Here is a 12301-nt window from a genome sequence, read left to right on the forward strand (position 1 = left end):
GAGAAAGCCCAGGCATGGAAAGCTCCCTGCGAGACGCCGAACTCCCGGCCGACCTCAGCCCCCTGGCCTGGGTGCAGGAGGAATTGCGCCGGTCACTGGAGGCTGTGCACAAGACGCTGCGCCGCCTCGTGCGCGATGGCGCCGACAACCGCCTCTCGGCCTTTGGCGCCGACGCCCAGCCCAGCCTGCCGCTGCAGCAGGCCGCGGCCCAGCTGCACCAGGTCAGCGGCGTGCTGTCCCTCGTCGGCCTGCCGGCGGGCGCCAGCGTGCTGCGCGCCGCCGAGCAGGCGGTCGAGCGCCTGGCCCAGCACCCGCTGGAGGTCGAGCCCAGCACGGTCGACACCATCGAGCGCGCCGACTTCGCGCTGCTGGCCTATGTCGCCCGGCTGCTGGCCGGCAGCAAGACCTCGACGCTGGCCCTCTACCCGAGCTACCGCGACCTGCAGCAGCTCAACGGCGTCGAGCGCATCCACCCGGCCGACCTCTGGCAGTACGACTGGGCCTGGCGCAGCCTGCCGCTGGAGGCCGGCGCCGCGCCGCGTTCGCCCGATGCCGTGCGCGCGCCCTTCGAGGCCGCGCTGCTGCGCCAGATGCGCGAGCCCAACCCGGCCCACGCTGCCAGCCTGTCCGGCCTGTGTGCCGGCCTGGCGGCCGGGCTGCCGGCCGGCAACGGCCGCACGCTGTGGCAGCTGGCCGCGGCCGTCTTCGAAGGCCAGGCGCTGAAGCTGCTGGGCAGCGACGCCTACACCAAGCGCCTGGGCTCCAAGCTGCTGCACGAGCTGCGCCTGGTGGGCCAGGACGGGCAGGACGATCCGCAGCGCGACCGCCTTGCGCAGGATCTGCTGTTCTTCTGCGCCCAGTGCCGCCCCACGCCGGGCGTCGGCCCGCGCCTGCAGGCCGTGCACGAGGCCTACCGGCTGGGCGACGAGCAGGCCGGCAACTACGAGGATGCCAGCCTCGGCCGCATCGACCCCGCCTGGGTCGCGCAGGCCAAGCGGCGCGTGCTGGCCGCCAAGGAGAGCTGGTCCAGCGCTGCCGAGGGCGACCAGCACCGCCTGACCGGCCTGGACGAGCAGTTCGCCGCGCTGGCCGAGTCCCTCACCCGCCTCTTCCCCAGCGGCGAGGTGCTGGCCCAGACGCTGCAGCGCGCCGTCGTCGCGACGCTGCGCTCGCGCAGCACGCCGCCGCCGGCCCTGGCCATGGAGGTCGCCACCAGCCTGCTCTATGTCGAGGCCGCGCTGGAAGACGCCGCCTTCGACCAGCCCGAGCAGGCCGACCGCGTGCGCCGCCTGGCGCGCCGCGTCGAGGCCGTGGCCCACGGCCAGCCGGCCGAGCCGCTGGAAGACTGGATGGAGGATCTGTACCGCCGGGTCTCCGACCGCCAGACCCTGGGCAGCGTCGTGCACGAGCTGCGCGCCAGCCTGTCCGAGGTCGAGAGGCTGTGCGACGAATACTTCCGCAGCCCGACCCAGCGCGAGCTGCTGATCCCCGTGCCCGGCCAGCTGCAGGCCATGCGCGGCGTGCTCAGCGTGCTGGGCCTGGACCAGGCCGCGCTGGCCACGGTGCGCATGCGCGACGAGGTCGACGGCCTCGCCAACACCGAGATCGACTTCGAGCGCGCCGGCGCCAAGGGCGTCTTCGAGCGCCTCGCCACCAACCTCGGCGCGCTGGGCTTCCTGATCGACATGCTCAGCGTGCAGCCGGCCCTGGCCAAGCGCATGTTCCAGTTCGACGAGGCCAGCGGCCGCCTGGACGCCGTCATGGGCCGCCGTGAAGGCGCCGTCGATCTGCCGGACTTCGAGGCCAGCGGCTTCCATGTCGAGCCGGAACCCGCGGCCGTGCCCGACTTCGCGCACGAGGCGACCCAGCCCCTGCACGTCGAGCTGGGCACGCTGGAACTGCCCGACCTCAGCCTGCCCGACGTCGACCTGTCGCAGCCCGCACCGGCGCCCGCGCCCCTGCCCGCCGCACCGGCGCCCGCGCCCGCCGCGGCCGAGCCGAGCGTGGCCGACGACCCGGAGATGCGCGAGATCTTCCTGGAGGAGGCCGACGAGGTCATCGCCAATGCCCGTGCCGCGCTCGAAGCGCTGCACACGGAACCGGCCGACCACGCCCAGCTCACCGTCGTGCGCCGCGCCTTCCACACGCTCAAGGGCAGCGCGCGCATGGTCGGCCTGAACGACTTCGGCGAGGGCGCCTGGGCCTGCGAGCAGCTCTACAACGCCAGCCTCGCCGAGGCGCATCCGCAGGCCGATGCGGCGCTGATGGGCTTCACGGCTGAGGCGCTGGACTACTTCGCGCGCTGGCGCGAGCAGATCGCCGGCAGCGCGCCTGGCCACAGCCTGCCCGACCCGCTGCGCCGCAGCGCCGATTCGCTGCGCCTGCAGGGCCAGCCGCTGCCGCTGGACTGGCCCGCCGAGGCGCCGGCCGCCGCCCCGCAGCCGGCGCCTGCGGAGCCCCCGCGCGCCGCCGCGACGCCGGCCGAGGTTCTGCCCGTGGCCGAGAACATCGAGGCCGCAGCACTGGACCTCGACTTTGCCGACACGCTGCCGCCGGAGATCGAAGAGGCCGAGCCGCTGCTGCCCGACTTCGTCCTCGAACCCTCGGAGCCGCAGGCCGCGGCGACCCCGGCCGGCCCGGCCCGGCCCGAGCCCGCGCTGTCGCTGGACTTCGGCGGCACCGAGCTGCTGCCCGACGTCCACGCGTCGGCCGAGCCCCTGCCGGTCGCCGCCGTCGACATGGAGCCGCTGCTGCCCAGCCTCGGCGTCGAGCTCGACCTGGACGGGGCGGCCGAAGCGGTCGAGGCCGCACCCCTGCCCGACGATGAGCCCACACTGGCGCTGTCCGTGCCGCCGGCCCACGAGGCGGCGCATGCCGCGGCGGCCGAGGCCGCGCCGCTGCTCGCGCTGGTCGAGCCGGTGGTGCCGCCCGAGCCCGAGCTCGCGCCGGTCGATCCCGACGAGGGCTTCAAGCTCATCGGCCCGCTGCGCATCAGCATCGCGCTGTTCAACATCTTCCTGAACGAGGCCGACGAGCTGTCGCGCCGCCTCTCCATCGAGCTGGCCGAATGGGCGTCCGAGCTCAGCCACCCCGTGCCCGCCAGCTGCGAGGCGCATGCCCACAAGCTGGCCGGCAATGCGGCCACCGTGGGCTACGACGATCTGTCGTCGCTGGCCCGCGAGCTGGAGCACACGCTGGGCCGCGCCCAGCGCGCCGTGCGCTACGAAGAGGCCGACGCCGAGCTCTTCGTGCGCGCCGCCGACGACATCCGCCGCCTGCTGCACCAGTTCGCCGCCGGCTTCCTGAAGCCGCACGACCCCGAGGTCATCGAGCAACTGCATGCCTACGAGCCGCAGGAGGAGCCGATGACGGCCGCGGCCCCGCTGGACGCGCTCGTGGCGGCGGCCGGCCCTGACACCATCGCCGGTGAGCTGGAGCTGCCCGCTTCCGTCGCGCAGCCGCAGCCCGAGCTCGCGTCCGAGCCGGCCGGCCAAGCCGTCGTCGAGCCGGCCCCTGCGCCGGAGCCGCCGCCCGAGCCCGAGGCCGGCCTGCCCGACCACATCGAGCCCGACCTCTACCCGATCTTCGAGGAAGAGGGCCGCGACCTGCTGCAGCAGCTGCACGGCGCGCTGCGCGAATGGCTGGCCGAGCCCGGCGACCTGGGCCGCTCCGACGCCTGCATGCGGGCCCTGCACACCTTCAAGGGCGGTGCCCGCCTCGCCGGCGCGATGCGCCTGGGCGAGCAGGCCCACCATCTGGAGTCGGCCATCGAGGCGCTGCTGCGCGCCGGCAGCGCCGACTTCGGCCAGGTCCAGGCCCTGCAGCACGAGGGCGATGCGCTGGAGCACGCCTTCGAGCAGCTCGGCCGCAGCCTGATGGCGCCGGCCGCCGCGGCCCCCGTGGCGGCACCGCTCCCCGCGGCCGTCGCACCCGCCGAACCCCGGCCCGAGCCGCTGGCCCGCTTGGCCATGCCGGCCCCGGTGGCCGACGAGGCGGCCCCGTCGGCGCCGGCCCGCGAGATCGACTGGAGCCGCTTCACCGACACCGCCGAGATCGAGCCCGGCAGCGACAGCCTGGCCATCGGCCAGGCTCAGGTCCGCGTGCGTGGCAGCCTGCTGGAGCGCATGGCCACGCAGGCCGGCGAGGTCAGCATCCGCCGCGCCCGCATGGAGTCCGAGCTGGCCCAGATGAAGGGTGCGCTGCTCGACCTGGACGACAACCTGGAGCGCCTGCGCGCCCAGCTGCGCGAGCTGGACCTGCAGGCCGAGGCCCAGATGCATGCCCAGCAGGAGCTGGCGCAGCAGGGCGGCCGCGAGTTCGACCCGCTGGAGTTCGACCGCTACACCCGCTTCCAGGAACTGACCCGCATGCTGACCGAGTCGGTCGGCGACGTGGCCACGCTGCAGCGCACGCTGGGCCGCAGCGTGCAGTCCGGCGAAGACGAGCTGGCCGCGCAGTCGCGGCTGACGCGCGAACTGCAGGACGACCTGCTGCGCACCCGCCTGGTCGAGTTCGACTCCGTCGGCGAGCGCATGCACCGCGTCGTGCGCCAGGCCGCGCGCGACACCGGCAAGCAGGTCAGGCTGGAGATCAGCGGCGGCCAGACCGAGCTGGACCGCTCCGTGCTGGAGCGCATGTCGGGCGCCTTCGAGCACCTGCTGCGCAACAGCGTCAGCCACGGCATCGAGGCGCCGGACGCGCGCGCCGCGGCGGGCAAGGACGCCACCGGCACGCTGCGCATCGGGGTGCGCCAGCACGGCAACGAGGTGCTGCTGAACTTCGCCGACGACGGCGCCGGCCTCAACCTCGCGCGCATCCGCGAGCGCGGCCTGCAGCTGGGCCTGATCGCGCCCGATGCCGAGCCCGACGAGGCCCAGCTCAAGCGCCTGATCTTCGCGCCCGGCTTCTCCACGGCCAGCCAGATCACCGAGCTCAGCGGGCGCGGCATCGGCATGGACGTGGTCCGCGCCGAGGTCGGCACGCTGGGCGGCAGCATCGAGACGGCCTCGCAGGCCGGCGCGGGCACCAACTTCCTGCTGCGCCTGCCGCTGACCACGGCGCTGACGCAGATCGTGCTGCTCAGGAGCGGTGACCAGGTCGTCGCCGTGCCGGCGGCGCTGATGGAGTCCGTGCAGCGCGTGCCGGTCGACGCCGTCGAGGCGGCCTATGCCGGCGGCAAGCTCAGGCATGGCGGCGCTGAGCTGCCGTTCTACTGGCTGGGCGGCCTGCTCGGCCATCACGGCCGCGGCCACACGCATGGCCGCCATGCGCCCATCGTGCTGGTGCGCAGCGCGCAGGCCGCGCTGGCCCTGCACGTCGACGAGGTCATCGGCAACCAGGAAGTCGTCGTCAAGAACCTGGGCGCCCAGCTCAACCGCGTGCCGGGCCTGGCGGGCATCAGCCTGCTGGCCTCGGGCGATGTCGCGCTGATCTACAACGTCGTCGCGCTGGCCGACTGGTACGGCGTCGATGCCCAGGCCCGCCTCGTGGCGGCCCATGCGCAGTCGCAGTCGGCCCAGCCGGTCGCGCCGGTGGCCGAGGAGGTCGTGCAGGCGCCGCTGGTCATGGTGGTCGACGATTCGCTGACCGTGCGCCGCGTGACCCAGCGCCTGCTGGAGCGCGTCGGCCTGCGCGTGCTGCTGGCCAAGGACGGCCTCGATGCGATGGAGAAGCTGGCCGGCGACGAACTGCCGGCCGTCGTGCTGTCGGACATCGAGATGCCGCGCATGGACGGCTTCGACCTGGTGCGCAATATGCGCGCCGACTCGCGGCTGGCCGGCCTGCCGGTCATCATGATCACGTCGCGCATCGCGCAGAAGCACCGAGACTACGCGGCCCAGCTCGGTGTCGAGCACTACCTCGGCAAGCCGTATGACGAGGAACAGCTGCTGGGCCTGATCCAGCAGTTCACCCGTCACGCCGCCGCGGCCTAGGCGACCCATGTCACAGGTTGTCGACCACCTCGCCGAGCTGACGGGCTTCCGTGACCGTGACGTCATGGACGTCACCCTCGTCATGGCGCTGCGCGACCTGCTGGAGCCGGAGTCGGTGGCCATCTACCGCAGCGTCGGCGAGCCGGGGCAGGAGCGCTGGCTCACGCGCGCGCATCTGCGCGCCGGCGACGCGGTGGCCTCGGCCGACCCGCTGTGGGCCAAGCCCGAGGCGCTGCCGCTGGTGACCGAGCATCCGCTGCGCCTGGAGGCCATGCGCAGCCGCAGCGTGACCCAGGTCGCCCAGGGCGGCCAGTGGTTCTACCTGTTCCCGATCGCGACCGACCGCGACGTCGTCGGCGTCATCGAGATCCTCTCCACGCGCCGCCTGGGTGCCAGTTCGCAGCGCATGGTCAGCAGCGTGCTGCGCATCTATCACAACTTCCAGGGCCTGCTCGACTACTCCGAGCGCGACACGCTGACCGGCCTGCTCAACCGCAAGACCTTCGACGAGAGCTTCCTGAAGGTGCTGACCGAGATCCCGGCCAAGCAGCCGCTGCCCGAGCACGGCGCCGAGGACCGCCGCCACGAAGCCGCCGTGCCCCACTATGTGCTGGGCGTCATCGACATCGACCACTTCAAGTCCGTCAACGACCGTTTCGGCCATCTGATCGGCGACGAGGTGCTGCTGCTGCTGTCGCGGCTGATGCGTGGATCCTTCCGCTTCCACGACCTGCTCTACCGCTTCGGCGGCGAGGAGTTCGTCGTGCTGATGCGCTGCGACGAGGATGTCCACGCCGGCGAGGCCTTCGAGCGCCTGCGCCTGAACACCGAGCGCTACGTCTTCCCGCAGGTCGGCCGCATCACGGTCAGCATCGGCTTCACCGAGGTGCGGGCCGGCGATGCGCCGGCCGCGGCCTTCGAGCGTGCCGACAAGGCCGTCTACCACGCCAAGGCGCATGGCCGGAACCAGGTGCACAACTACGCGGCCCTGGTGGCCAGCGGCGTGATCCAGGAAACCGCCCCGCTGTCCGACGTGGAGCTGTTCTGACGCGGCTGCCTCAGGTCGGCTCGCGCGCCGGCAGCGCACGCGTCTTCACGACCGCATAGCGTTCCAGCGTGCGCGCGCGCGCCAGCGCGTGGTCCACGACCGGGCGCGGGTAGTCCACGCCCTGCATCTGCAGCGGCGCGCGCTCCCAGGGCGCGTGGACGGCCTTGGCCGGCAGGCCGGCCAGTTCGGGGCAGTAGCGGCGGATGAAGCGGCCCTCGGCATCGAACTTCTCGCTCTGCGTGGTCGGGTTGAAGATGCGGAACCAGGGCTGGGCGTCGCAGCCGCTGCTGCTGGCCCACTGCCAGCCACCGTTGTTGGCCGCGAGGTCGAAGTCCAGCAGCTGCGCGGCGAACCAGGCCTCGCCGCGGCGCCAGTCCAGCCCCAGGTCCTTGCACAGGAAGCTGGCCGCGACCATGCGCAGCCGGTTGTGCATATAGCCGGTCTGGCGCAGCTGGCGCATCGCCGCGTCCACCAGCGGGAAGCCGGTGCGGCCCTCGCACCAGGCGGCGAACAGCGCGTCGGCCTGCGGGCCCGTCTCCCAGCGAACAGCGTCGTACTCGGGCCGGAAGGCGGCCGTCATCGCCTGCGGATGGTGGTGCATGAGCTGGTGGTAGAAGTCGCGCCAGATCAGCTCCGACAGCCAGACCTCGGCGCCATGCTCGCCGCCCAGCATGCGCTGGTGGGCGAGCCGCGCCAGGCGGCGGATGGACACGGTGCCGAAGCGCAGGTGCACGCTCAGATAGCTCGGCCCCTTGACGGCGGGGAAGTCGCGCGTGCGGCCGTACTGGTCGATGCGGTCGAGGAAGTCGTCCAGCAGGGCCTCGGCGCCGCGGCTGCCCTGGCCGACATGGGGGCTCAGGCCCGCAGGCTTGAAGCCGATGTTAGCCAGCGTGGGCACGCCGCGCGCCAGCCCGCTCGGCGCCAGCGCCGCAGCATGGCGCTCGACCGGGTAGCTGCCCAGGTAGAAGGCGTCCAGCTTGCGCAGCCAGGCGTTCTTGTAGGGCGTGAACACGCCGTAGGGGCCGCCGGCGGCCGTCATGAGTTCGCGGCGCTCGAAGACGACGTGGTCCTTGAAGGTGCGCAGCTCGGCGTCGAGGGCCTCCAGCCGCCCGGCCACGAGCGCGTCGCGCGCCAGCGCCTGCGGCTCGTCGTCGTGGTTGCAGAACACCGCCTGCACGCCCAGTTCGGCCGCCAGGCGCGGGATCTCGTCCGCCGCGCGGCCGTGGCGCACGATCAGCGCGCCGCCGTGTCGGCGCAGGGCCTCGTCCAGCACCTGCAGCGCGCCGAGGATGAACTCGACGCGCCGGTCCGCGCGGGGCAAGGCGTCGAGGATGTCGCGGTCCAGCACGAAGGCGCAGAAGACCTGCCTGGCGCCGGTCAGCGCGCGGTACAGCGCGGCCTGGTCGTCCACGCGCAGGTCGCGGCGGAACCAGACCAGGGCGCGATCAATTCGGGTGGTCATACCCGGCAGAATAAAATGCCGCCATGCCCGCCGACCGGATCGTCCTGACCAACCAGTTCCTCATCGCCATGCCGGGCATGGCCGACGAGGCTTTCGCAGGCACGGTGGTCTACCTCTGCGAGCACAACGACAACGGCGCCCTCGGCCTCGTCATCAACAAGCCCATCTCGCTGACGCTGGGCCATCTGTTCGAGAAGGTCGAGCTGAGCCCGCCGGCCGACCCGCTGGCCGAGACGCCGGTCTTCTACGGCGGCCCGGTGCAGACCGACCGCGGCTTCGTGCTGCACGAGCCGCTGGACGAGGAGGGCGGCCACTACAACGCGACGCTGGCCGTGCCCGGCGGCCTGGAGATGACCACCAGCCGCGACGTGCTGGAGGCGCTGTCCAACGGCGCCGGCCCCAAGAAGCTGCTCGTCACGCTGGGCTACAGCGGCTGGGCCGCCGGCCAGCTGGAGGAAGAGATCGGCCGCAACGGCTGGCTGACCGTCGACGCGGCGCCGGAGATCATCTTCGACACGCCGGTCGAGCAGCGCTACGAGAAGGCCCTGGGCCTGCTGGGCATCGACCCGCGGATGCTCAGCTCCGATGCGGGGCATGCGTGAGCGCCGAGCGCTGGGCCGCTCCCGAGCCGGCGTGCGTCCCCTTGGGGGACCGTCCGACGCTGGCGTCGGACGAGGGGCATGCGTGATGGCCGTCGTGGCTGACGCGTCCCGCCTTCAATCCTTTCTTGCTTTTGATTTCGGCCTGCGCCGCATCGGCGTGGCCAGCGGCACGCGCCTGCTCGGCGCGGCCGAGCCGCGCGGCACGCTCAAGGGCGGCGACTTCGACGCCATCGCGGCCCTCATCCAGACCTGGCAGCCCGACGCCCTCGTCATCGGCGTGCCGCGCCACCCAGACGGCGCGCCGCACGAGATGACGGCCAAGGCGCAGAACTTCGGCCGCCGCCTGGCCGGGCGCTACCACCTGCCGGTCTTCGAGGTGGACGAGCGCTACACCAGCGTGGAGGCCGAAGGCCAAGGTGCGCACGACGTGGATGCCGCCGCCGCCGCGCTGATCCTTGAACAGTTTTTCCGAGAACACCCATGACTGAATTGCTGCTCGATGCCGAGGCCCTGTACCTCGAACTCAAGAAAGGGGTGCAGCGCCTGCTGACGCCCGACACCGCCCTGGTGGGCATCTGGAGCGGCGGCGCCTGGCTGGCCGAGCGCCTGGCGGCCGACCTGGGGCTGGCCTCCGGCACCATCTCCAGCGCGCTGCACCGCGACGACTTCGGCTCGCGCGGCCTGGTGTCCGGAAAAGGAGGTGCCGACCACACGACGCTGCCCTTCGAGGTCAACGGCCGTGACATCCTGCTCATCGACGACGTGCTCTACACCGGCCGAACGACGCGGGCGGTGCTCAACGAGCTGTTCGACTTCGGCCGCCCGGCGCGCGTGCAGCTCGCCGTGCTGGTGGACCGCGGCGGGCGCCAGCTGCCCATCGAGCCGGCCTTCTCGGCTGCGCGCGTGACGCTGTCGTCCGAACAAAGCCTGCGTCTCGCCCGCAACGAGAGCGGCACCTTCAGCTTCGAGGTGAAGTGATGCTCAGCAAACGCAACCCCCAGCTCAACAAGCACGGGGAGCTGATCCATCTGCTGTCCGTCGAAGGCCTGCCGCGCGCGGTCATCGAGCAGATCCTGGACACGGCCGGCAGCTTCCTGTCGGTCAACGACCGCGAGGTCAAGAAGGTGCCGCTGCTGCGCGGCAAGTCGGTGTTCAACCTGTTCTTCGAGAACAGCACGCGCACCCGCACGACCTTCGAGATCGCCGCCAAGCGCCTGTCCGCCGACGTCATCAACCTCGACATCGCGCGCAGCTCCACGGCCAAGGGCGAGACCCTGCTCGACACGGTCGCCAACCTCAGCGCGATGCACGCCGACATGTTCGTCGTGCGCCACAGCGAGAGCGGCGCGCCCCACCTGATCGCCCAGCACTGCGCGCCGCATGTGCACGTCGTCAACGCCGGCGACGGCCGCCATGCCCACCCGACGCAGGGCCTGCTGGACATGTACACGATCCGGCACTTCAAGAAGGACTTCCGGAACCTGACGGTGGCCATCGTCGGCGACATCGTGCACTCGCGCGTCGCGCGCAGCGACATCCACGCGCTCAACATCCTCGGCGTGCCCGAGATCCGCGCGGTCGGCCCCAAGACCCTGGTGCCCGGTGACCTGCGCGACATGGGCGTGCGCGTCTGCCACGACATGGCCGAGGGCGTGAAGGACGCCGACGTCGTCATCATGCTGCGCCTGCAGAACGAGCGCATGAACGGCGCGATGCTGCCCAGCAGCGGCGAGTTCTTCAAGCACTTCGGCCTCACGCCTGACAAGCTCGCGCTGGCCAAGCCCGACGCCATCGTCATGCACCCGGGGCCGATCAACCGTGGCGTCGAGATCGCGTCCGAAGTGGCGGACGGCAAGAGCAGCGTCATCCTGCCGCAGGTCACCTTCGGCATCGCCGTGCGCATGGCCGTGATGGCCATCCTTGCTGGAAACGAAGCATGAAGATACTCATCAAAGGCGGCCGGCTGATCGACCCGGCATCCAACCTCGACCGCGTCGGCGACCTCGCCGTCGCCAACGGCCGCATCGTCAAGCTCGGCGATGTCGGCGAGTTCGCCGCGGAGCGCACCATCGATGCGGCCGGCCTCGTCGTCGCGCCCGGCCTGGTCGATCTGTGCGCGCGGCTGCGCGAGCCCGGCCACGAGCACGAGGGCCTGCTGGAAAGCGAGCTCGCCGCCGCCGCCGCCGGCGGCGTGACCAGCCTGGTCTGCCCGCCCGACACCGACCCGGTGCTGGACGAGCCCGGCCTCGTCGAGATGCTGAAGTTCCGCGCCCGCAAGCTCAGCCGCTGCCGCCTCTTCCCGCTGGGCGCGCTGACGCGCCAGCTCGAAGGTGCCGCGCTGACCGAGATGGCCGAGCTGACCGAGGCCGGCTGCATCGGCTTCTCGCAGGCCGAGGCGCCCATCCGCGACACCATGGTGCTGAGCCGCGCGCTGCAGTACGCGGCCACCTATGGCTACACCGTCTGGCTGCGCCCGCAGGATGCGTACCTGAGCGGCGGCGTGGCCGCCAGCGGCTCGGTCGCCACGCGGCTGGGCCTGTCCGGCGTGCCCGTCGCGGCCGAGACGATTGCGCTGCACACCCTCTTCGAGCTGGTCCGCACGACCGGCGCCCGCGTGCACATCTGCCGCCTCAGCAGCGCCGCCGGCGTGGAGCTGGTGCGCGCGGCCAAGCGCGAGGGCCTGCCCGTCACGGCCGACGTGTCCATCAACTCCCTGCACCTGAGCGACGTGGACATCGGCTACTTCGACTCGGCCATGCGGCTGACGCCGCCGCTGCGCCAGGGCCGCGACCGCGACGCGCTGCGGGCCGGCCTGGCCGACGGCAGCATCGACGCGCTGGTGTCCGACCACATGCCCGTCACCGTCGACGAGAAGGCCGTGCCCTTCGCCGAGGCCACGCCGGGCGCGACGGGCCTGGAGCTGCTGCTGAGCCTGGCCATGCGCTGGGCGCGCGACGCCGGCCTGCCGCTGCCGCGCGCGCTGGCCGTTGTCACGGCCGAGCCGGTGCGCGTGCTGGGCAGTGCGCTGGGTTCGCTGGCCGCCAGCGCGGGCCGCCTCGTCGAGGGCGGCGTGGCCGATGTCTGCGTCTTCGATGCCGGCGCGAGCTGGGCCGTCGCGCCCGAGCGGCTGGCCAGCCAGGGCAAGCACACGCCTTTCGAGTTCTCGCGCAGCGGCTTCGAGCTGCCGGCGCGCGTGCGCTGCACGCTGGTTGCCGGCCACCTCGCCTACGAGGCTGAATGAGGGCCCCCACGCCCG

The 12301-nt window shown here is 72.5% G+C and carries 8 protein-coding genes; 7 read left to right on the forward strand and 1 reads right to left on the reverse strand.

Annotation, left to right across the window (positions count from 1 at the left end; all coding sequences use genetic code 11):
• Positions 1-14 precede the first annotated feature (14 nt).
• Positions 15-5933 (forward strand): hybrid sensor histidine kinase/response regulator, encoded by a 5919-nt coding sequence (locus tag NYP07_RS07325; protein ID WP_268148920.1) that lies wholly within the window; start codon positions 15-17, stop codon positions 5931-5933.
• 7 nt (positions 5934-5940) lie between these two features.
• The gene (locus NYP07_RS07330; RefSeq protein WP_268148922.1) at positions 5941-6981 is read left to right on the forward strand and encodes a GGDEF domain-containing protein; all 1041 of its coding nucleotides are present in this window, start codon (positions 5941-5943) and stop codon (positions 6979-6981) included.
• A 10-nt stretch (positions 6982-6991) separates the two neighbouring features.
• On the opposite strand, the gene NYP07_RS07335 is transcribed toward NYP07_RS07330, so the two are convergent.
• Complete coding sequence (locus NYP07_RS07335; protein WP_268148924.1) at positions 6992-8443, reverse strand: cryptochrome/photolyase family protein; 1452 nt, start codon at positions 8441-8443, stop codon at positions 6992-6994.
• Between the two features lie 23 nt (positions 8444-8466).
• On the opposite strand from NYP07_RS07335, the gene NYP07_RS07340 reads away from it, so the two are divergent.
• The 5 genes from NYP07_RS07340 (at position 8467) to NYP07_RS07360 (ending at position 12286) form a co-directional block, all read left to right on the forward strand.
• Positions 8467-9045: a YqgE/AlgH family protein gene (locus tag NYP07_RS07340; protein ID WP_268148926.1), complete on the forward strand. Its 579-nt coding sequence runs from the start codon at positions 8467-8469 to the stop codon at positions 9043-9045.
• A gap of 85 nt (positions 9046-9130) precedes the next feature.
• Positions 9131-9529 (forward strand): Holliday junction resolvase RuvX, encoded by a 399-nt coding sequence (ruvX, locus tag NYP07_RS07345; RefSeq protein WP_268148928.1) that lies wholly within the window; start codon positions 9131-9133, stop codon positions 9527-9529.
• Positions 9526-10023: a bifunctional pyr operon transcriptional regulator/uracil phosphoribosyltransferase PyrR gene (gene pyrR / locus NYP07_RS07350; RefSeq protein WP_268148929.1), complete on the forward strand. Its 498-nt coding sequence runs from the start codon at positions 9526-9528 to the stop codon at positions 10021-10023. Before ruvX ends, pyrR begins: the two co-directional genes overlap by 4 nt.
• On the forward strand, positions 10023-10985 hold the full coding sequence (locus tag NYP07_RS07355) for an aspartate carbamoyltransferase catalytic subunit (RefSeq protein ID WP_268148931.1): 963 nt from the start codon (positions 10023-10025) through the stop codon (positions 10983-10985). Before pyrR ends, NYP07_RS07355 begins: the two co-directional genes overlap by 1 nt.
• Positions 10982-12286: a dihydroorotase gene (locus NYP07_RS07360; protein WP_268148933.1), complete on the forward strand. Its 1305-nt coding sequence runs from the start codon at positions 10982-10984 to the stop codon at positions 12284-12286. The genes NYP07_RS07355 and NYP07_RS07360 overlap by 4 nt, the downstream gene beginning before the upstream one ends.
• Positions 12287-12301: the final 15 nt, after the last annotated feature.

Origin of the sequence: Pelomonas aquatica (assembly GCF_026712205.1) — a bacterium.
Classification (GTDB): Bacteria; Pseudomonadota; Gammaproteobacteria; order Burkholderiales; family Burkholderiaceae_C; genus Pelomonas; species Pelomonas aquatica.